At 70.3% G+C, this 19,501-nt stretch carries 18 protein-coding genes; 9 read left to right on the forward strand and 9 right to left on the reverse strand.

All coding sequences use genetic code 11. The annotated features are described in order from the left end of the window. Positions 1–320: 320 nt before the first annotated feature. Entirely contained in the window at positions 321–962 is a 642-nt protein-coding gene (locus ACZ49J_RS10340) for a DNA-3-methyladenine glycosylase (RefSeq protein ID WP_467450988.1), read from the reverse strand. A gap of 172 nt (positions 963–1,134) precedes the next feature. Between ACZ49J_RS10340 and ACZ49J_RS10345 the strand changes: the two genes are divergently transcribed. The 3 genes from ACZ49J_RS10345 (at position 1,135) to ACZ49J_RS10355 (ending at position 3,174) form a co-directional block, all read left to right on the forward strand. Next, positions 1,135–1,917: a sporulation protein gene (locus ACZ49J_RS10345; protein WP_467450989.1), complete on the forward strand. Its 783-nt coding sequence runs from the start codon at positions 1,135–1,137 to the stop codon at positions 1,915–1,917. Positions 1,918–1,958: 41 nt separating this feature from the next. After that, positions 1,959–2,498: a YbhB/YbcL family Raf kinase inhibitor-like protein gene (locus tag ACZ49J_RS10350; RefSeq protein WP_467450991.1), complete on the forward strand. Its 540-nt coding sequence runs from the start codon at positions 1,959–1,961 to the stop codon at positions 2,496–2,498. A gap of 169 nt (positions 2,499–2,667) precedes the next feature. Beyond that, a complete protein-coding gene (locus tag ACZ49J_RS10355) occupies positions 2,668–3,174 on the forward strand; it encodes an HNH endonuclease (RefSeq protein ID WP_467450992.1) in 507 nt (168 codons plus the stop codon). A gap of 106 nt (positions 3,175–3,280) precedes the next feature. Here the strand turns inward: ACZ49J_RS10355 and ACZ49J_RS10360 are convergent, their stop codons facing one another. The 3 genes from ACZ49J_RS10360 to ACZ49J_RS10370 all read right to left on the reverse strand — a co-directional run bounded on the left by ACZ49J_RS10360 (position 3,281) and on the right by ACZ49J_RS10370 (position 5,713). Continuing rightward, a complete protein-coding gene (locus tag ACZ49J_RS10360) occupies positions 3,281–4,240 on the reverse strand; it encodes an SPFH domain-containing protein (protein WP_467450993.1) in 960 nt (319 codons plus the stop codon). 130 nt (positions 4,241–4,370) lie between these two features. Then, positions 4,371–4,802 carry an NfeD family protein gene (locus tag ACZ49J_RS10365; RefSeq protein WP_467450995.1) on the reverse strand — a complete coding sequence of 144 codons (432 nt, stop codon included), beginning with the start codon at positions 4,800–4,802 and terminating at the stop codon, positions 4,371–4,373. Between the two features lie 119 nt (positions 4,803–4,921). Next, positions 4,922–5,713 carry an ABC transporter ATP-binding protein gene (locus ACZ49J_RS10370; RefSeq protein ID WP_467450996.1) on the reverse strand — a complete coding sequence of 264 codons (792 nt, stop codon included), beginning with the start codon at positions 5,711–5,713 and terminating at the stop codon, positions 4,922–4,924. Between the two features lie 168 nt (positions 5,714–5,881). Between ACZ49J_RS10370 and ACZ49J_RS10375 the strand changes: the two genes are divergently transcribed. Further along, the gene (locus ACZ49J_RS10375; protein ID WP_467450997.1) at positions 5,882–6,670 is read left to right on the forward strand and encodes a hypothetical protein; all 789 of its coding nucleotides are present in this window, start codon (positions 5,882–5,884) and stop codon (positions 6,668–6,670) included. 234 nt (positions 6,671–6,904) lie between these two features. Here the strand turns inward: ACZ49J_RS10375 and chpE are convergent, their stop codons facing one another. The 3 genes from chpE to ACZ49J_RS10390 all read right to left on the reverse strand — a co-directional run bounded on the left by chpE (position 6,905) and on the right by ACZ49J_RS10390 (position 9,101). Then, positions 6,905–7,153 (reverse strand): chaplin ChpE, encoded by a 249-nt coding sequence (gene chpE / locus ACZ49J_RS10380; RefSeq protein WP_467450998.1) that lies wholly within the window; start codon positions 7,151–7,153, stop codon positions 6,905–6,907. 168 nt (positions 7,154–7,321) lie between these two features. Continuing rightward, positions 7,322–7,963: a response regulator gene (locus ACZ49J_RS10385; protein WP_467450999.1), complete on the reverse strand. Its 642-nt coding sequence runs from the start codon at positions 7,961–7,963 to the stop codon at positions 7,322–7,324. After that, a complete protein-coding gene (locus ACZ49J_RS10390; protein ID WP_467451000.1) occupies positions 7,956–9,101 on the reverse strand; it encodes a GAF domain-containing sensor histidine kinase in 1,146 nt (381 codons plus the stop codon). The genes ACZ49J_RS10385 and ACZ49J_RS10390 overlap by 8 nt, the downstream gene beginning before the upstream one ends. Positions 9,102–9,344: 243 nt before the next feature. Here ACZ49J_RS10390 and ACZ49J_RS10395 point away from each other — a divergent pair, with 243 nt between their 5' ends. From ACZ49J_RS10395 to ACZ49J_RS10405, 3 genes are all read left to right on the forward strand, one after another. Beyond that, entirely contained in the window at positions 9,345–10,043 is a 699-nt protein-coding gene (locus tag ACZ49J_RS10395; protein ID WP_467451001.1) for an SDR family NAD(P)-dependent oxidoreductase, read from the forward strand. Beyond that, positions 10,040–11,170: an S-adenosylmethionine:tRNA ribosyltransferase-isomerase gene (locus ACZ49J_RS10400; RefSeq protein WP_467451003.1), complete on the forward strand. Its 1,131-nt coding sequence runs from the start codon at positions 10,040–10,042 to the stop codon at positions 11,168–11,170. The genes ACZ49J_RS10395 and ACZ49J_RS10400 overlap by 4 nt, the downstream gene beginning before the upstream one ends. Positions 11,171–11,473: 303 nt before the next feature. Beyond that, complete coding sequence (locus tag ACZ49J_RS10405; protein WP_467451005.1) at positions 11,474–12,130, forward strand: transglycosylase SLT domain-containing protein; 657 nt, start codon at positions 11,474–11,476, stop codon at positions 12,128–12,130. A gap of 175 nt (positions 12,131–12,305) precedes the next feature. Here the strand turns inward: ACZ49J_RS10405 and ACZ49J_RS10410 are convergent, their stop codons facing one another. Then, on the reverse strand, positions 12,306–14,861 hold the full coding sequence (locus ACZ49J_RS10410) for an ABC transporter ATP-binding protein/permease (protein ID WP_467451007.1): 2,556 nt from the start codon (positions 14,859–14,861) through the stop codon (positions 12,306–12,308). A gap of 241 nt (positions 14,862–15,102) precedes the next feature. On the opposite strand from ACZ49J_RS10410, the gene ACZ49J_RS10415 reads away from it, so the two are divergent. Next, complete coding sequence (locus tag ACZ49J_RS10415) at positions 15,103–16,959, forward strand: streptophobe family protein (RefSeq protein WP_467451008.1); 1,857 nt, start codon at positions 15,103–15,105, stop codon at positions 16,957–16,959. Positions 16,960–17,545: 586 nt separating this feature from the next. Further along, on the forward strand, positions 17,546–18,754 hold the full coding sequence (serB, locus tag ACZ49J_RS10420; protein ID WP_467451009.1) for a phosphoserine phosphatase SerB: 1,209 nt from the start codon (positions 17,546–17,548) through the stop codon (positions 18,752–18,754). 66 nt (positions 18,755–18,820) lie between these two features. On the opposite strand, the gene ACZ49J_RS10425 is transcribed toward serB, so the two are convergent. Beyond that, the gene (locus ACZ49J_RS10425; RefSeq protein ID WP_467451010.1) at positions 18,821–19,339 is read right to left on the reverse strand and encodes a SixA phosphatase family protein; all 519 of its coding nucleotides are present in this window, start codon (positions 19,337–19,339) and stop codon (positions 18,821–18,823) included. Positions 19,340–19,501: the final 162 nt, after the last annotated feature.

Raw genomic sequence — 19,501 nt, forward strand, 5'->3', positions numbered from 1 at the left:
CCCGAGAGACTCTCTCGCGGCTTTCCTCCGGGCGCTTCCCTTCGGTGTTTCCGACTCTATCAGATCCTTTCGGGCCCGATTCCCCGTCGGAGGGGTTTTCGTCGGCGGGGGGTTTCCCTTTCGACGTCCACTACGTTAGCCGATTCCCTCGCGAAACTCATAATCGAGTTCCGCAGGCCTCGAATTCAGGCATGCGGGCACACCGAATTCGCCCCTGCTGAGGGAAGTCGTAGGTAGTGGGTTGGCCGCTTCCGGCTGCTGACTGAACGCAGTACCGGCTCAAGCGGCTCGGGCTACATTACGGATCTCACGGGGACGCGTCAAGTTCGGCGGCGACGGGGGGTGTGGGCCCGATACGGGCTCACCGTGGGGTCGTTGGCGATCCAGTAGCGCCAGGGGTGGACCCCTCCGTCGCCGGCGACTCCGGTCCTGGGGCCGCTGCGTACCTGGTCGGGGGCGACGGGAGTGCCGATCAGGATGCTGAAGGGGCTGTCGGGGCCCGCACAGGCGTCCGCGCCGTCGAGGGCCCGGTCCACGCTCAGGGCCGTGGCCAGGCGGGCCGGGCCTTTGGCCAGTTCCTTGTCGTTACGGGCCGAGACGCGATGTTTGCGAGCGAGCTCAGCGCCCACTATGACTTCGCCGGCCCGGAGCAGAACCGCGCTCGCTCGCCCCTCCGGGCCGCACACCAGGTTCATGCAGTGCCACATCCCGTAGGTGAAGTAGACGTACACATGGCCGGGCGGACCGAACATCACGCCGTTGCGGGGTGTGCGGCCGCGATAGGCGTGGGAGCCGGGGTCGTTCTCACCGTCGTACGCCTCGACCTCGGTGAGGCGGAGTTCGATCGGACCGTCAGGGGTGCTGCGTACGAGGACACGGCCCAGGAGGTCCGGTGCGACCTCGAGCACGGGTCGGTCGAAGAAGTCGCGGGTGAGGGGCGTACGGTCGGGGGTCGCGATCATGGCGTACGAGCGTAGTCCAGATGGGTGGGTTCCGATGGGTGGCCAGGCGGCGCCCGGCTTGGAAGGGTGAGGGCGCGGAACCGGTCACGGCTGGATCGCGTTTGTAGGGATCAAGGATCCGTACGGACAGGGCTTCACATACAGGACAGGCGTTGCCTGGGGAGGAAGAGACATGGGGTTCAAGCGGCTGCTCGCGAGTCTGGGAGCCGGTGGTGCTTCGGTCGAGACGGTGCTGACCGAGGTCAACGTCGTTCCGGGTGGTGTCGTCCAGGGTGAGGTGCGTATCCAGGGCGGCTCGGTGGACCAGCAGATCGAGGCGCTGTCGGTCGGGCTGCAGGCCAAGGTCGAGGTCGAGGGCCAGGACACGGAGTACAAGCAGGACATCGAGTTCACGAAGGCGCGGCTCGGTGGGGCCTTCGAGCTGAAGGCCGAGGCGGTCCACGCGGTGCCGTTCGGCCTGGAGATCCCGTGGGAGACGCCGATCACGATGATCGACGGTCAGGCCCTGCGCGGGATGAACATCGGTGTGACGACCGAGCTGGAGATCGCGCGGGCCGTCGACTCCGGTGACCTGGACCCGATCAACGTGCACCCGCTGCCGGCGCAGCAGGCGCTCCTGGACGCCTTCATCCAGTTGGGCTTCCGCTTCAAGAACGCGGACCTGGAGCGCGGGCACATCCGGGGGACGCGGCAGAAGCTGCCGTTCTACCAGGAGATCGAGTTCTTCCCGCCGCAGCAGTACCGCGGCCTGAACCAGGTCGAGCTGAGCTTCGTGGCGGACGAGCACGAGATGGACGTCGTGCTGGAGATGGACAAGAAGCCGGGTCTGTTCGGCGAGGGCAGCGACACCTTCCGCTCCTTCAAGGTGGGGCTGAACGACTTCCAGGGAACCGACTGGGCCGGGTACCTGAACCAGTGGCTGTCCGAGGTCGGCAGCAAGCGCAACTGGTTCTAGGCTCGTCAGCGAGCGATTCCAACCCATCAGGAGGTACCGAGGTGACCGAGCCCAACAGGCCGCCGCTTCCCCATGACTTCCATCCGGTCGTGCCGTCGTTCACGGTCACGAGCAAGGAGGTCGCGCCGGGAGCGACGCTGCAGGACGCTCAGGTCTACGCGGAGGGGAACACTTCGCCGCAGCTGCGCTGGGAGGGCTTCCCGCCGGAGACCAAGAGTTTCGCCGTGACGTGCTACGACCCTGACGCCCCCACGGGCAGTGGGTTCTGGCACTGGGTGGTGTTCGACATCCCGGCCTCGGTCACCGAGTTGCCGACGGGTGCGGGCACGGGCACGTTCGAGGGGCTTCCGGAAGGCGCGGTGCACGCGCGCAACGACTACGGGACGAAGGACTTCGGCGGTGCCGCACCGCCCCCCGGGGACCCGGCGCACCGCTATGTGTTCACGGTGTACGCCGTGGACCAGGAGAAGCTCGGCCCGGATTCGGACGCCTCGCCCGCGGTGGTGGGCTTCAATCTGCGGTTCCACACGCTGGCGCGAGCTCAGCTGATCGGTGAGTACGCGGCTGTCGCCGACAGCTGAGCTGATGCGGATCGCAGCAGACTGACGTTCATTGAACGTTTGCCCGCCTCTGGTCTTGGAATTGATCAGAGGCGGGCATTTTTTATTGCGTTGTCCATCTCGGCGTGCCCGGCCAGAGTTGATCCAAGCCCGCCAGGGGGTGGGCCGATTGCACGGGAGGTGGGCTGGAATGCGGGACACGCTGGTACTGAACGCGAGCTTCGAGCCGCTGTCGACGGTGACGCTGAACCGAGCCGTCGTGCTGGTGCTGCAGGACAAGGCCGTCGTGGAGCAGGCCCACCCCGAGCTGCGCATGCGCGGAGCCGCGGTCGACATACCGGCGCCCAGGGTGATCAGACTCTGCAGGTACGTACGGGTGCCGTTCCGAAGACAAGCTCCGTGGTCGAGGCGGGGTGTCCTGGTGCGTGACCGGCACAGGTGCGCGTACTGCGGCAGGCGGGCGACGACCGTGGACCATGTGGTGCCGCGGTCGCAGGGCGGTCAGGACACCTGGCTGAACACGGTGGCGTCGTGCGCGGAGGACAATCACCGCAAGGCGAACCGAACGCCGGAGGAGGCGGGCATGCCGCTGCTGCGGCAGCCGTTCGAGCCGACTCCGGCCGATGCGATGTTGCTGGCGCTGGGCCAGGACGACTTCGAGGCGCTGCCGGGGTGGCTTGCGCAGCCCGCGGCGTAGGGGGCTGAGGGTCTTTGGGGAACTGCGGGCCGGCTGTGGCTGGTCGCGCAGTTCCCCGCGCCCCTTCAGGGCGCAGGTTCCGCACCCGCGCCCGTAAACGACCTCATCAGTCAGTAATCGACGGCTTCTCTCGGCGCTCCGTGCCCGTGGCCTGGCCGGGGACGGTGCCCGCGCCGCCTGAACCGCCGGTCATCGGGCCGAAGTTGCCGATGGCGCCGGAGAGGCCCTTGAGGGCGTCGCCGATTTCGCTGGGGACGATCCACAGCTTGTTGGCGTCGCCCTCGGCGATCTTCGGGAGCATCTGCAGGTACTGGTACGAGAGCAGCTTCTGGTCCGGGTCTCCGGCGTGGATGGACTCGAAGACCGTACGGATCGCCTGGGCTTCGCCCTCTGCCTTGAGGGCCGCGGCCTTGGCCTCACCCTCGGCGCGCAGGATCGCGGACTGCTTCTCACCCTCGGCGGTGAGGATCTGCGACTGGCGGATACCTTCGGCGGTGAGGATCGCGGCGCGCTTGTCACGGTCGGCGCGCATCTGCTTCTCCATCGAGTCCTGGATGGACGTCGGGGGCTCGATGGCCTTGAGTTCCACACGGTTGACGCGGATGCCCCACTTGCCGGTGGCCTCGTCGAGGACTCCGCGCAGGGCAGCGTTGATCTCCTCGCGGGAGGTGAGGGTCCGCTCCAGGTCCATGCCACCGATGATGTTGCGGAGGGTGGTCACGGTGAGCTGCTCGATCGCCTGGATGTAGCTGGCGACCTCGTATGTGGCGGCCCGGGCGTCGGTCACCTGGTAGTAGATGACGGTGTCGATGTTCACGACCAGGTTGTCCTGGGTGATCACCGGTTGGGGCGGGAAGGGGACGACCTGTTCACGCAGGTCGATGCGGTTGCGGATGGTGTCGATGAACGGGACCACGATGTTCAGGCCCGCGTTGAGTGTCCGCGTGTAACGGCCGAAGCGCTCGACGATGGCGGCGCTGGCCTGCGGGATGACCTGGATGGTTTTGATCAACGCGATGAAGACCAACACCACCAGAATGATCAGGACGATGACGACCGGTCCCATCGTGTTCCCCGTACCCTTCTCCGCCTCGGTACTTCCGGAGGATCTTATGCCTGTTGAAGATCTTGCTGGTCGAGTCTGACAGAACGCGGACTGCCAGGTCGAGCGTTCGGCCGAGTTGCGTTGTACGAGGTCACATGATGATCGCCGTGGCTCCCTCGATGTCCACGACGTCCACTTCCTGGCCCACTTCGTAGGTCTGTCCGGCGTCGAGAGCGCGTGCCGACCACACTTCTCCGGCGAGCTTTATCCGGCCGCCTCTGCCGTCGACCGTTTCCAGTACGACGGCGTGCTTGCCCTTCAAAGCGTCGACGCCGGTGGCGAGTTGGGGCCGCTGGGAGCGGTGCCGGGCCGCGATGGGGCGTACGACGGCGATGAGTGCCGTGGAGACGACGGCGAAGACGACGACTTGGAGCACGATACCGGCACCGAGTCCCGCGGCCGCGGCGCCGGCGACGGCGCCCACGGCGAGCATGCCCAGTTCCGGCATCGCGGTCACAACGAGCGCGACCCCGAGCCCGGCCGCGCCGACCAGCCACCACACCCATGCGTCGATGCTGTCCACACCGTCATGGTAGGACCGTGTTGGTTCCGCCGACAGAGCGCGTGATCAAGTTGAGGCCGTCCGTCCCGGGTTGGGGGGCCGGAGGGCCCAACTCTCGGGCGGAAAAGAGGCCTTGACGCTCAGGTCAGCGGCAGGCCCTGGGCGGTCCAGCGGTCGCCGACCTGTTCGACGACCAGCGGGAGGCCGAAGCAGAGGGAGAGGTTGCGCGAGGTGAGCTCCAGCTCCAGCGGGCCCGCGGCGAGGACCTTGCCCTGGCGGATCATGAGGACGTGGGTGAAGCCGGGCGGGATCTCCTCGACGTGGTGCGTGACCATGATCATGGAGGGCGCGATCGGGTCGCGGGCGAGACGGCCGAGACGGCGTACGAGGTCCTCGCGGCCGCCGAGGTCGAGGCCGGCGGCGGGCTCGTCGAGGAGCAGCAGCTCGGGGTCGACCATCAGTGCACGGGCGATGAGGGTGCGCTTGCGCTCTCCCTCGGAAAGGGTGCCGAACTTGCGGTCCACGTACTCGGTCATGCCGAGGCGGTCGAGGAAGGCTCGGGCGCGCTGCTCGTCGACCTCCTCGTAGTCCTCGTTCCAGGTGGCCGTCATACCGTAGGCGGCGGTCAGCACGGTCTGCAGGACGGTCTGGCGCTTGGGGAGCTTCTCGGTCATCGCGATGCCGGCCATGCCGATGCGCGGGCGCAGGTCGAAGACGTCGACCTTGCCGAGGGTGTCGCCGAGGATGGTGGCGGTGCCCTTGCTGGGGAAGAGGTAGCTGGAGGCGAGGTTGAGGAGGGTCGTCTTCCCTGCGCCGTTGGGGCCGAGGATGACCCAGCGCTCGCCCTCCTTGACCGACCAGGAGACCTGGTCCACCAGAGCCCGGCCCTCCCGGACCACGGATACGTCCTCCAGCTCCAGAACATCGCTCATGAGCGCGCTGTCTCCCCTTGCAGTGTCGCCTGTCTCGGCTGTCGGCCTTGGCTCGGCTGTCGCGTACGCCGGTGGGCGCCGCCCTCGCCTGTGGTGCGCGGCCCCCAAGGAAATCTACGCCACCGGCCGGGCGGTCCATCCCCTCGGTCGGTCCTTAGGGTGGTGGGCATGCTCTCGGAACCACGCTCAGGACTTCTCGCTTCATGGGGAAATGCCCTCTTGGCTGGACTTGTCCCGCCGGACGACGCGGTGGACGCGATCGTCGGTGAGGACGCCGTGCACCGGGTCGACGGGCTGCCCGGGGAGTCGGCGCCGGTCGGTCTGACGCTGGCGCTTGGGCGGCTGCGGTCGTTGGGTGCGACCGGGCTGCGGGTGGCGCTGCCCGCGCCGGGGCATCCGCTGGGGCTGAGCGGGCCGCCGGAGTTCAATGCGCGGGCGCTGGACGCGGAGGAGGCGGTGATCTGTCACGGGGCGGCGCTCGGGCTGGTGCCGGAGGTGTGCGAGGCCGGGCCCGAGGGTGATGTGCACGTGGAGGTCGTCTGGCACTGTCTGGCCGTGCGAGAGGCTCCGCCGGCCGATGTGCCGTCCCTCGGGGAGGCCGAGCGGGAGCTCGCGGAGGCTCTGCGGGAGGCGACGGAGGTGCTGTCGCGGCTGGACGTGGCGGGCTCGGGGCCTGTGGCGGAGGCGGCGATCGACGCGTACCGGGCGCGGGCCGAGCGGGGGCGTGAGGTGTTGGCGCCGGGGTATCCGCCGCGGGCGGTGCGGGTGCTGGAGTTGGCTCAGCGGGTGGGGTTGCTGGTCTCGGTGGCGTATGAGCGGGGGCATGGGGGTGCGGTGAGTGCGTCCGAGATGGCGGCTCGGGCGGATGCCTTGCGGCCGGTGGAGCGGACGGCTCGGCGGGCGCTTGTCGCCGCGTACAACTCCGTTGTGGAGGAGCGGGAGCGGGGGGTGCGCTGACGTCTTTGGGTGCCCGGCGTGGGGGCGCTCTCCCTGGGGGCTGCGCCCCCAGACCCACGCTGGGGCGGCATGGGGTGGGTGAGTTCGTGCGGACTGTGCGTGGCTGGGCGCGCAGTTCCCCGCGCCCCTCTCGGCCTGGCGGACTCGTCCTCAAGCGCCGGACGGGCTACTCATGACTGACCGGCCCCCGGGAGGTGTTCTGGGGGCCGGTGGTCGTGGTGGGTGGGGTGGGCCTCAGTGGTTGACGCCCAGGTTGCCGAAGGCCGGGTTCAGGACGCCGATGACGTTGACGGAGTTGCCGACGGCGTTCACGGGAACGTGGACCGGAGCCTGGACGAGGTTGCCGGAGGCCACGCCCGGCGAGCCGATGGCCTTGCCGCTCGCGTGCGCCCCGCCTTCGGTGGCGGAAGCCATACCGGCACCGGCGGCAACCAGGCCACCGGCCACGAGGGTGACAGCAGCGGCCTTCTTCAGGTTCTTCACTTCTTCAGTCCTCCTTGGCGATCACTGCGGCAAGCGCCGCAGCACGCACTGAAGAACGGCCGGGGCCCGGAACAGGATGCGCCATCCGGGTGACATACACACGACGGTATGAATCTCGGCCTGGACCGTAACTTTCTGAATTGCCGCTCATCGCATCAATCCCACTGGTCACCTCGTCGCACCGTGACGCACCGCCCACAGCGCGGCCTGGGTGCGGTCGGCCAGGTCCAGCTTCATCAGGATGTTCGAGACATGGGTCTTGACCGTCTTCTCGGAGAGGACGAGGGCGCGGGCGATCTCGCGGTTCGAGCGTCCGTCGGCGATCAGGCCGAGCACCTCGCGCTCCCGCTCGGTGAGTGAACCGCCTCTGCCCTGGCCCGAGTTGGTCTCCTCCTGGGAGAGGAGCGCGCCGGCGACCTCGGGCTGGAGAAGGATGTGCCCGGCGTGCACCGAGCGGATGGCGCCGGCGAGCGCGTCGGGGTCCACGTCCTTGTAGACGTACCCGGCGGCTCCGGCGCGCAGGGCCGGGACCACCGTGCGCTGCTCGGTGAAGCTGGTGACGATCAGTACCCGCGCGGGGTTGTCGAGCGCGCGCAGTTCGCGCAGGGCCTCGATGCCGTCCATGCCCGGCATCTTGACGTCCATGAGGACGATGTCGGGCTTCAGCTCCTGGGCGCGGGCGACGCCCTCCGCGCCGTCGGAGGCCTCCCCCACGACCTCTATGTCGTCCTGCACCTCCAGGAAGGTGCGCAGGCCGCGGCGGACCACCTGGTGGTCGTCGACGAGCAGCACCTTGATTGCGTCAGCCACCGGGAACCTCCATCTCGATCGTGGTGCCCTTCCCGGGCGCCGATTCCACGGTCAGGCGGCCGCCGACCCCACTCGCCCGGTCACGCATGGAGACCAGGCCGAGGTGGCGTCCCGCGCGGCGTATGGACGCGGGGTCGAAACCGCTGCCGTCGTCGGTGACGCGCAGGACCGCCGCGCCGTCGTGCCGTTCCAGTGCGACCTCGACCCGCTCGGCCCCCGAGTGACGCAGCGCGTTGTGCAGGGCCTCCTGGGCGACGCGCAGCATCGCTTCCTCCTGCGCCGCGGGCAGGGCGCGGACGCCGCGGCTGGTGAAGGTCACGCGCGCGTCGTGGGCGCGGTCGAGGACCTGGACCTGTGTGCGCAGGGTGGCGACGAGGCCGTCCTCGTCGAGGCCCGCGGGGCGCAGCTCGACCACGGCGGCGCGCAGTTCGTCCGCGGCCTCGGCGGCGAGCGCGGCCACCTGCTGGAGCTCTCCCTTGGCGCGGCCGGGGTCCCGGTCGACCAGGGCGGCCGCGGCCTGGGCGGTCAGGCGCAGGGAGAACAGTTTCTGGCTGACCGCGTCGTGCAGTTCGTGGGCGAGGCGGGAGCGCTCCTCGGCGATGGTGAGCTCGCGGCTGCGCTCGTAGAGCCTCGCGTTCGTCAGGGCGATCGCGGCGTGCTGGGCGAGGATCGACAGCAGGTCCTCGTCCTCCGCGGTGAAGCCGCAGCCGCCTTCCGGCTTCGGGCACCTCTTGTTGGCGAGGAAGAGAGCGCCGATGATCTCGTCGCCGTCCCGGATGGGCAGGCCCAGGAAGTCGGCCAGCTCGGGGTGGGCGCTGGGCCAGCCTTCGAACCGGGGGTCCTTGCGCACGTCGGCGAGGCGCTCCGCCTTCGCCCCGCGCAGCATCGCGGCCAGGATGCCGTGCTGGCGCGGGAGCGGGCCGATGGCCTTCCACTGCTCGTCGCTCACTCCGTCGACGACGAACTGGGCGAAGCCGCCGTGGTCGTCGGGGACGCCCAGCGCCGCGTACTCCGCGTCGAGCAGCTCGCGGGCGGAGGCCACGATCGTCTTGAGGACGTCGCGCACCTCCAGGTGCCTGCTCATGGCCAGCAGCGCGGAACTCACCGCGGCGAGGCCGGACCGTGGACCTTGGCTCATGACCTCACGGTACCGGCGGGCTGTGACATCGCGGATCGGGCCTGTGGCGGCCTCCGCCTGGGCCGCGGGACCTAGGGCGAAGGGCCCTGGTCCCTTGCGGCCCGCGTACGAGGTGACCCGGACGGCCCGGTTCCTACGGTGAAGGCGTCCGACGAGAGCGGACGGCCGTCGGCGCCCGTGGGGGGGTCGGCGGTCCGAAGGCCCCGCCGGGAGCGGTGGTCACGGGACGAGGGGACGGATGTCATGCCGGTAGCGGTCATCACGGGGGCTTCGAAGGGACTGGGGCGGGCGCTCGCCACCGGTCTGGCGGAGCGCGGCTGGGACCTGGTGCTCGACGCCAGGACCGCGGATGTCCTCCAGGGGACGGCGAAGGAACTGTCCGCGGCGTACGGGACCCGCGTGGAGGCCCTCGCGGGGGATGTCGCGGACGCCGGGCACCGGGCCGGCCTGGTGGCGGCGGCGCGCCGGCTCGGCGGTGTCGACCTGCTGGTGAACAACGCGAGCGCCCTGGGCGCCGAGCCGCTCGTACGGCTGGACGAGCTGCCGCTGGAGGGGCTGCGGCGTGCGCTGGAGGTGAACGTGGTCGCCGCACTGGGTCTCGTCCAGGAGGCGCTGCCGCTGCTGCGGGCCTCCGGGGCGGGCGCGGTGATCTCCGTCAGCTCCGACGCGGCCGCCGAGGCGTACGAGACGTGGGGCGGGTACGGGGCGTCGAAGGCGGCGCTTGACCATCTGTCGGCGGTGCTCGCCGAGGAGGAGCCCGGGCTGCGGGTGTGGGCGGTCGATCCCGGGGACATGGGTACGGACCTGTACGCGGCGGCCGTGCCGGACGACGACGGTCCGCGGCCGGAGCCGGCCAGTGTCGTACCGGCCTTCCTGCGCCTGGTCGACGAGCGTCCGGCCAGTGGCCGCTACGGTGCGCCCTCCCTGCTGGAGGGTCGATGACGACCGCGGTGAGCGTTCCGGAGGAGCTCTCGGCGCGGGTGCCGGCCGAGCAGCGCGGTCCCGGTCTGGAGCGGGACGCGGTACGGCTGCTCGTCTCGCGCGGTACGGAGGTGTCGCATCACACGTTCGTGGAGCTGCCGCGGTTGTTGCGGGCCGGGGACCTGCTCGTGGTCAACACCTCACCCACGCTGGCGGCCGCCGTGGATGGTCACGTCGGGCACGCGCGCGTGGTGGTGCACTTCTCGACGCGGGGCGACGACGGGCGGTGGGCCGTCGAGCTGCGGGATCCGGACGGGAGGGGCACCACGCGCGCGCGGGCGGGTGGGCCCGCGGGAACGGAGGTGCGCCTGCCGGGGGACGTACGGCTCGTTCTGGAGGAGCCGCTGAGCGCGCGCGGTGCCCGGCTGTGGTGGGGGCGCGTGCCGGTGGGGGACGTTCCGCGGTTGCTGCGGGAGCACGGGCGGCCCATCCGGTACGCGTACACGGAGCGGGACCAGCCGCTGTCGGCGTACCAGACGGTGTTCGCGTTGCCGTCGGACGACGGTGCGGGCAGTGCGGAGATGCCGAGTGCCGCGCGGCCCTTCACCGGGCGTGTGGTGGCGGAGCTGGTGAGCCGGGGCGTGCAGTTCGCTCCGGTCACGCTGCACACGGGGGTGGCGTCCGCGGAGGCGCACGAGCCGCCGTATCCGGAGCGGTTCGCCGTGCCGGAGGCGTCGGCTCGGCTGGTCAACGCGGCGAGGGCAGAGCGAGCAAGGCGCGAAGCGCTTCCTTGGAAGGGTGGAGGTGGGAGACGGGAGGGCGGGCGGATCATCGCGGTGGGTACGACGGCCGTGCGGGCCGTGGAGTCGGCGGCCGGGCCCGACGGGGTGGTGCGGGCAGCGGAGGGCTGGACCGGTCTTGTCGTGACCCCGGAGCGCGGGGTGAGGGTGGTGGACGGGCTGCTGACCGGACTGCATGAGCCGGAGGCCTCGCACCTGCTGATGCTGGAGGCGGTCGCGGGCCGCGCGGCGGTCGACCGGGCGTACGGGGAGGCGCTGCGCGAGCGCTATCTGTGGCACGAGTTCGGAGACGTGCACCTCGTTCTCCCGGCTTCAAGGCCTCACATAGCGCATTGCGGCAGCAACTGATGGTGAGACGATCACCAGGGCGATGTGAGGCCGCACATAGGGCGCGCATCACGTACGAAGTTCCCTAGGAGGAGCAAAAGGGGCATATGAGCGGGACAGACGTACCTATCTGTCCCGTTTTGTCGTTCCCCGCTCCACTATGCAGGGTCGTACGTCACACCTTTGCCACGGCATTTTGCGGCCGCTAAGAATTGCTCTCGTCGCTCGGCGCCGCGGTTTTTCCCGCGGCGCTTGTGCTGGAAACACCGTGTCCCCACCGGCCTCAGAGCGACCTCCCCGAGCTATTCGAAGAGGTCAATCAGCATGCCCAAGTTCACCACCATCGTCGGTCGTAGTCGTGCCCTGCCCAAGGCCCACAAGCTGTCGCTTGCGGGTGTCGCGGGCCTCGGTGCCGCCTCCGTCGCCCTCACCCTGCTGCCGGGTGGCGGGCAGGCCACGGCGGCAGACACGGCCGCACCCGCCGCCCAGGTGGTGTCCAGCCAGCAGCAGGCCAAGGACGTCAAGGCCGAGGAAGCCGCCAAGAAGAAGGCCGCCGAGGAAGCCGCCAAGAAGAAGGCCGAGCAGGAGCGCGCGAAGAAGGAGGCCGCGAGCCGGTCCGCCCAGCGCGTCCCTGTGAAGGCGATCGCGGCGAAGACCTACCCTGACAACCTCGACGGGTGGATCCGCGAGTCGCTGGACGTCATGAAGAAGCACAAGATCCCGGGTTCCTACGACGGCATCAAGCGCAACATCCTGCGTGAGTCATCCGGCAACCCCAAGGCCATCAACAACTGGGACATCAACGCCCAGAACGGCATCCCGTCGAAGGGCCTGCTGCAGGTCATCCCGCCGACCTTCAAGGCCTACCACGTCGAGGGCACCTCCTGGGACATCTACGACCCGGTCGCCAACATCACCGCCGCCTGCAACTACGCGGCCGACCGGTACGGCTCCATGGACAACGTCAACAGCGCGTACTGACGCCGGCGAGGACCTCGCTCCGCGCGCACGCGGAACACGAACGCCGAAAGGGCGGCACCCTCCTGACGGGTGCCGCCCTTTCGGGCCACTTCATGGGCCGTACAAAGTCGACTGCTGACGGAGACGGCTGCTGACGGAGACGACTGCTGACGGAGACGACTGCTGACGGAGTCGACTACTTGCGCATGACCTCCGGCTCGTGGCGGCGCAGGAACCGGGCCACGAGGATGCCGCAGACCACGCCGAGGGCGATCAGGGCGGCCATGTCCAGCGCCCAGACACCGACCGTGTGATCCCACAGCGGGTCGGTCGCGGTCGGGTCGTCCTTGTTCGGGTTGACCAGGTTGAAGTCCAGCGTGGCGCCGGCGGCGGCCACCGCCCAGCGGGACGGCATCAGGTACGAGAACTCGTTCGCGCCGACGGAGCCGGTCAGGATGAACAGGCAGCCGGTGAAGACGACCTGGATGATCGCGAACATCACCAGCAGCGGCATGGTCTTCTCCGCCGTCTTGACCAGCGCGGAGATCACCAGGCCGAACATCATCGAGGTGAAGCCGAGCGCCATGACCGGCAGGCAGAGTTCCAGCTTGGTGAGGCTGCCGAGGACCAGACCCTCCTCGGGGACCTCACGCGCGCCGAAGCCGATCCCACCGACGATCAGGCCCTGGACCATGGTGATCATGCCGAGCACGATGACCTTGGACATCAGATAGGCGGAGCGGGACAGACCGGTCGCACGCTCCCGTTCGTAGATCACCCGTTCCTTGATCAGCTCACGGACGGAGTTGGCCGCACCGGCGAAACAGGCGCCGACGGCGATGATCAGCAGGACGGTGGTGGCGGTGCCGTTGGGGATCCGCAGGCCGTTGGCGCGCGGCTCGTTGGGCAGCAGGGTGTTGCCGGAGTCGATGAGCAGGCTGACCGCGCCGAGCACGGCGGGCAGGATCAGCATCAGGGCCATGAAGCCCTTGTCGGACGCGATGACCGACACGTATCTCCGGACGAGGGTGAGCAGCTGGGAGCCCCAGCCCTGTGGCTTGGGCGGGCGCATCTGCTGCGGCGGAGGCATGTGGACGGACTGGGGGGCGACCGCGTCGATGTCCGCGGCGTACATCTGGTAGTGCTGCGAGCCCTTCCAGCGGCCCGCCCAGTCGTAGTCGCGGTAGTTCTCGAAGGCGGAGAAGACGTCGGCCCAGCTGTCGTAGCCGAAGAAGTTGAGGGCCTCCTCCGGCGGGCCGAAGTAGGCGACGGCACCGCCGGGCGCCATCACGAGCAGCTTGTCGCACAGCGCCAGCTCGGCCACCGAGTGGGTGACGACGAGGACCGTACGGCCGTCGTCGGCGAGACCGCGCAGCAGCTGCATCACGTCGCGGTCCATGCCCGGGTCGAGGCCGGAGGTCGGCTCGTCCAGGAAGATCAGCGACGGCTTGGTGAGCAGCTCCAGGGCCACGGAGACGCGCTTGCGCTGGCCGCCGGACAGGGACGTGACCTTCTTGTCCTTGTGGATGTCCAGCTTGAGCTCGCGCAGCACCTCGTCGATGCGGGCCTCGCGCTCGGCGGCCGTGGTGTCGGCGGGGAAGCGCAGCTTGGCCGCGTACTTCAGCGCCTTCTTGACGGTCAGCTCCTTGTGCAGGATGTCGTCCTGCGGGACCAGACCGATGCGCTGGCGCAGCTCGGCGAACTGCTTGTACAGGTTCCTGTTGTCGTACAGGACGTCGCCCTGGTTGGCCGGGCGGTAACCGGTGAGGGCCTTCAGCAGGGTCGACTTGCCGGAGCCGGACGGGCCGATGACCGCGATCAGCGACTTCTCGGGGACGCCGAAGGAGACGTCCTTCAGGATCTGCTTGCCGCCGTCGACCGTGACGGTCAGATGGCGGGCGGAGAAGGAGACCTCACCCGTGTCGACGAACTCCTCGAGGCGGTCGCCGACGACGCGGAACGTCGAGTGGCCCACGCCGACGATGTCGTTCGGGCCGAGCATCGCCGAGCCGCTCTTGGCGATCGGCATACCGTTGACGTACGTGCCGTTGTGCGAGCCGAGGTCACGGATCTCCATCCGGCCGTCGGGGGTGGCGTGGAACTCGGCGTGGTGGCGGGAGACCTGGAGGTCGGAGACGACCAGGTCGTTGTCCAGGGCGCGGCCGATACGCATGACGCGGCCGAGGGCGAACTGGTGGAACGTGGTCGGGCTGCGGTCGCCGTAGACCGGCGGCGCCCCCGCGGCACCACCGGGTCCCTCATGTCCGTAGCCGTCGGCCGCCCGGGCCTGCTGGTGGGGTACCTGCGCCTGCTGCGGCTGCGGCCAGGCCTGTTGGGGTGCGGACTGCTGTGATGCGGCCTGCTGCGGTGCGGACTGCTGGGCCGCCCACCCCGGGTTCGCGCCCTGAGCCGCGTAGGGCTGCTGCCGCGGCTGTGCCTGCGGTGTGGCGACGGGGGCGGCCGTGCCGGTCAGGCTCAGGCGCGGGCCGTCGGTCGCGTTGCCGAGGTGTACGGCCGAGCCGGGGCCGATCTCCAGGTGGTGGATCCGGTGGCCCTGCACGAAGGTGCCGTTGGTGCTGCCGTGGTCCTCGATGACCCAACCCCGGCCAGCGAAGCTGATCGTGGCGTGACGCCAGGAAACTCTGGCGTCATCGAACACGATGTCGCCCTGCGGATCACGCCCGAGCGTGTATGCCCTGGACGGGTCGAGCGTCCAGGTTTGTCCATTCGATTCGAGTACGAGTTCCGGCACTCCACGCCCCACTGAGTTGTCCCCCGAGATACCCCCAACACAGGGAGTCTAGGGATGTCGAACATCGGGGGGAACTATTTCAGGCTCAGCCCGCTGACTGAAAGTCGGACCTTGTGAAGCGAGCGGACGAGGGCGTCGACTGGTCCCGTTGACGGGGTTGAAAACGGGCCGGAGAGTGGTAATCCGACGCGAGGGGGACATCCGCGGTGGAACACCGCGGAGCGGATCGGGGGGTCTGACCATGAGCAGCGGTACCTCGCAGCAGGCCGAGGGCGTCCCCTGGGGGGACGTCCTGCTCTCCGCGATCGCCGCTGTGAGCTGGGCGTTGATCGGTATGGCGGGGACAGCCGCGCTCGGTCTGCATCTGCTCGAAGCGGACTCGGCGGGCTCGCTCGGGCCGATGACCGCCGCGGCTGTGGCGCTTGGTGCGGGTGGTTCGGTCACGCCGTCCGGTGATGTCTCCGTCTTTGGCCTGGAAGGAATGGAGGCGACCACCGCCATACAGATCTCGCCACTCGGGGTGGGGCTCGTGGGAGCGCTCCTGCTGTCGTGGTTCTTCCTGCGCTCCCTGCGCGGGGCGGGAGTTGTGATCGCCCCCGCCGAACTCCTCGCACGCGCGGGCGCGGTGGTCGTCCTGTTCGTCGCCATGCTGGGTGGGCTCGCCTGGGCCGGGCACAGCGTCATCACCCTCGACGGCGGTTCGCTGGGGCTCGACGACATGCCCGGTGGGGACGGACTGGGCGGCGTCGAGGTGCCCGGACTCGGCGACGTCGGCGGGCTGCTGCCGGACCGGCTGGGCGACCTCATGGACGCCGAGGCGAAGGTCGGCTTCACGGTGGACACCGCGCCCACGCTGCTCGGCGGCCTGGCCTGGTGCGTCGGCGTCCTGGTGATCGCTCTGCTGGCCTCGCGCCGCACTCCCCTGCCGCCGGGCTGGGGCGCGGTGCACCGGGTGGTACGACCCGCCGCGTCTGCCCTGGTCAGCGTGTTGCTCATGGCGGTCCTCGCGGGGTTCGCGGCAGCGGCGTACGCGGCGATCGGTGACGACAACCCCCGGCGGATCGCGGGCGCGGCCCTGGTCGGTGCGCCCAACGGGGTCTGGCTGGGCATCCCGATCGGCCTCTTCGTGCCGTGGAACGGCAGGGCCACCGGTGAACTGGCGGGCCTGCTGCCCGACCCGCTCGACGAGCTGCTAGCCGCTGACTCGGACCAGCCCGTCACGCTGGGCCGGCTGGCCGAACTGGACAGCAGGGTCTGGCTGCTGGGAGTTGCGGCGGCCCTCATGATGCTGCTCGCGGGGGTACTGACCGCCGCACGTACGCCTTTTGTACGGGTATCGCGCGGGGCAGTTGTGGGGAGGCGGACCGGTGCGGATGGACCGGGCGGGGGTGCACTCGGGTTCGCGGGGCTCTGCGCACTTCGGCTGAGCATCGCGACGGCACTGGCACTGCCTCTGCTGGCCTGGCTGACCGAGGTGTCCGTGGACGCCTCGCTGTCGGTGCTCGGCTTCGACGCGTTCGGGGCCGGCATAGAGCTCCACGGGAATCTGGGGATGGCGCTGCTCCTGGGCGCGCTGTGGGGGGCGGGGGCCGGGGCCGCCGGGGCGTTGCTGGCGTGCGCGAGCGGAGCGGCGGGACGCAGTGCGTCGGGGTGGGCGCGGGGAGACGTGGGGTCGCACGGAGCTGGAGGGCTGAAGGGGCCTGGTGAGACGGGGGGCGCCCAGCACTCGTCGGGGCCCTACACGCCGAGTGCGCCGTTCCGGCCGCCGAACCCGGACACCAACCCGTACTTGCGGCTGCCGGACGAGACGCGGGGACGGGGCGACGGCTCCCGGCAGGGTGCCGGGGAGCAGCAGGGAAGCAGGGGGCGTGCCGGCAGTGCGCCACCGCCGGGCGCCGCGGGGCCCGGGCAGGGGACCGATGTGTACGGTGCGCCCACGGTCGACCGGCCGGTCACACCGCCACCGCCGAGGCCTCCGCGGCGTCCCCGGTCGGGTTCACGGGACTGGCCCGAGCCGCCACCCCCGCCGGACGACCTGCCCCCGCCGCCACCGCCACCACCGCCACCGCCACCACCGCCGAGGCCGTGGGGGCGCTGAGGCGGCGAGGGCTCGGGGAACGCGGCCACCCACGCCCGCGGTGCCACTGGTCCGGGCGCGCCGCCGGTCCAGGTGCGCCACCGGTCCGGGCACGGCACCGGTCCAGACGTGCCACCGATCCAGACGGACGTCGTCGGTCCGGGCGCCGCCGGTCCAGGTGCGCTGCCGATCCGGGCGCTGCCAGCCCAGGCGCGCCACCGGTGGGGCGCTGAGGCGGCGAGGGCTCGGGGAACGCGGCCACCCACGCCCGCGGTGCCACTGGTCCGGGTGCGCCACCGGTCCGGGCACGGCACCGGTCCAGGCGCGCCACCGATCCAGACGGACGTCGTCGGTCCGGGCACGGCACCGGTCCAGACGCGCTGCCCATCCGGGCGCGCCACCGGTCCAAGCGCGCCACCGGTCCGGGCGCTGCCGACCCGGGTACGCCACCCATCCAGGCGCGTCCCCGATTCCGGCGCGCCCCCGATCCAGGCGCACGTCGTCGGTGATCAAGGAGTACGTCATCCGCGCGCAACCCATTGTTCGCCGCCCGCTGGGGGGACCTCAGAGGCGGTGGGCACCGCGCGCCGGATACGGTGGGAACACCATGAGCGCTTCACAGACCTCTGACGTCCCCACTCTCCTTGTCAAGATCTTCGGCAAGGACCGGCCGGGTATCACCGCCGGGCTCTTCGACACCCTCGCCGCCTACTCCGTCGACGTGGTCGACATCGAGCAGGTCGTCACCCGTGGCCGGATGGTGCTGTGCGCGCTCGTGACCGAGCCGCCCGGCGGGCGCGAGGGTGATCTGCGGGCCACCGTCCACGGCTGGGCCGAGTCCATGAAGATGCAGGCGGAGATCATCTCCGGCCTCGGAGACAACCGCCCGCGAGGCCTCGGGCGCTCCCTCGTCACGGTGCTCGGGCATCCGCTGACCGCCGAGTCGACGGCCCGCATCGCGGCCCGGATCACGGCGACCGGCGGCAACATCGACCGTATCTTCCGGCTCGCCAAGTACCCGGTGACGGCGGTCGAGTTCGCCGTGTCCGGTACGGAGCCGGAGACCCTGCGAACGGCCCTGGTGACCGAGTCCGCTGCGCTGGGCGTGGACGTGGCGGTGGTGGCGGCCGGGCTGCACAGGCGGGCCCAGCGGCTGGTGGTCATGGACGTGGACTCGACGCTCATCCAGGACGAGGTGATCGAACTCTTCGCCGCGCACGCCGGATGCGAGAAGGAGGTCGCCGAGGTGACGGCGGCCGCGATGCGCGGCGAGCTGGACTTCGAGCAGTCGCTGCACGCGCGCGTGGCGCTCCTCGAGGGGCTCGACGCCTCCGTGGTGGAGAAGGTGCGCAGCGAGGTACGGCTCACTCCGGGGGCGCGCACGCTGATCCGTACGCTGAAGCGGCTGGGCTTCCAGGTCGGAGTCGTCTCGGGTGGGTTCACCCAGGTCACGGACGATCTCAAGGAGCGGCTCGGGCTCGACTTCGCGCAGGCCAACACGCTGGAGATCATCGACGGCAGGCTCACGGGCCGGGTCGTCGGCGAGATCGTGGACCGGGCGGGCAAGGCGCGGCTGCTGCGGCGGTTCGCGGCCGAGGCGGGCGTGCCGCTGGCACAGACGGTGGCGATCGGTGACGGTGCGAACGACCTGGACATGCTCAACGCGGCCGGTCTGGGCGTCGCCTTCAACGCCAAGCCGGTGGTGCGGGAGGCCGCGCACACCGCGGTCAACTTCCCCTTCCTCGACACGGTCCTCTACCTGCTGGGCGTGACCCGCGAAGAGGTCGAGGCGGCGGACATGAACGAGGACGTCTGACCCGGCACGGCTGTGTGAGGGGCCCGGCACCGATGGTGCCGGGCCCTCGTCGTGGCGATGTGGGCCTTACTCCGTGGGCGCCCAGTAGTCGAGCAGTGTGGCCACGCCCGGCTCCAGGGTCTTCCAGGTGCCGTCGAAGGAGAGCACTGCGAAGGCCGCGGCGGGGTAGCCGCGACGGCTCATCCGCTCCCGGGCGTCGCCCTCCGAGTGGCCGGCCAGGATGTCGGCCAGGCCCTGGACGCCGGGGTTGTGGCCGATCAGGAGGACGTTCTGGGCGTCGTCGGGGAGTTCGTTGAGCACGGCGATCAGCTCGCCGGGTGAGGCCTCGTAGATCCGCTCCTCATAGACCGTTTTCGGCCGATGGGGCAGCTCCTGGACTGCGAGCTTCCAGGTCTCGCGGGTGCGGACCGCGGTGGAGCAGAGGGCCAGGTCGAAGGGGATGCCGGAGTCGGCCAGCTTGCGGCCGGCCACGGGGGCGTCCTTGCGGCCCCGGTCAGCGAGCGGCCGCTCGTGGTCGGAGACCTGTGGCCAGTCGGCCTTCGCATGCCGGAAGAGGACAATCCTGCGGGGTTCTGCGACGCTCATGCGTCCCAGCTTCGCATGAAACACGCCACGGGGCGCAGGGAGTTGGCGAGCGCCTCCGGGGCTCGCGGAAGCGGTTGCCGCTGGTCGCGCTCCCCTCCGCCGCCCCGCGCCGTCTTTCCGGCGGCGTCGCGAGGCCTGACGTCCCCGGAATTCCCGGGTAAC

This window comes from Streptomyces sp. NPDC030840, assembly GCF_055572015.1.

Bases quoted from the DNA above. Each gene is read 5' to 3' on its own strand.
- ACZ49J_RS10340 (WP_467450988.1), bottom strand. From the start codon at position 962: ATGATCGCGACCCCCGACCGTACGCCCCTCACCCGCGACTTCTTCGAC.
- ACZ49J_RS10345 (WP_467450989.1), top strand. From the start codon at position 1,135: ATGGGGTTCAAGCGGCTGCTCGCGAGTCTGGGAGCCGGTGGTGCTTCG.
- ACZ49J_RS10355 (WP_467450992.1), top strand. From the start codon at position 2,668: ATGCGGGACACGCTGGTACTGAACGCGAGCTTCGAGCCGCTGTCGACG.
- ACZ49J_RS10360 (WP_467450993.1), bottom strand. From the start codon at position 4,240: ATGGGACCGGTCGTCATCGTCCTGATCATTCTGGTGGTGTTGGTCTTC.
- ACZ49J_RS10370 (WP_467450996.1), bottom strand. From the start codon at position 5,713: ATGAGCGATGTTCTGGAGCTGGAGGACGTATCCGTGGTCCGGGAGGGC.
- ACZ49J_RS10375 (WP_467450997.1), top strand. From the start codon at position 5,882: ATGCTCTCGGAACCACGCTCAGGACTTCTCGCTTCATGGGGAAATGCC.
- ACZ49J_RS10390 (WP_467451000.1), bottom strand. From the start codon at position 9,101: ATGAGCCAAGGTCCACGGTCCGGCCTCGCCGCGGTGAGTTCCGCGCTG.
- ACZ49J_RS10395 (WP_467451001.1), top strand. From the start codon at position 9,345: ATGCCGGTAGCGGTCATCACGGGGGCTTCGAAGGGACTGGGGCGGGCG.
- ACZ49J_RS10400 (WP_467451003.1), top strand. From the start codon at position 10,040: ATGACGACCGCGGTGAGCGTTCCGGAGGAGCTCTCGGCGCGGGTGCCG.
- ACZ49J_RS10405 (WP_467451005.1), top strand. From the start codon at position 11,474: ATGCCCAAGTTCACCACCATCGTCGGTCGTAGTCGTGCCCTGCCCAAG.
- ACZ49J_RS10415 (WP_467451008.1), top strand. From the start codon at position 15,103: ATGAGCAGCGGTACCTCGCAGCAGGCCGAGGGCGTCCCCTGGGGGGAC.
- serB (WP_467451009.1), top strand. From the start codon at position 17,546: ATGAGCGCTTCACAGACCTCTGACGTCCCCACTCTCCTTGTCAAGATC.
- ACZ49J_RS10425 (WP_467451010.1), bottom strand. From the start codon at position 19,339: ATGAGCGTCGCAGAACCCCGCAGGATTGTCCTCTTCCGGCATGCGAAG.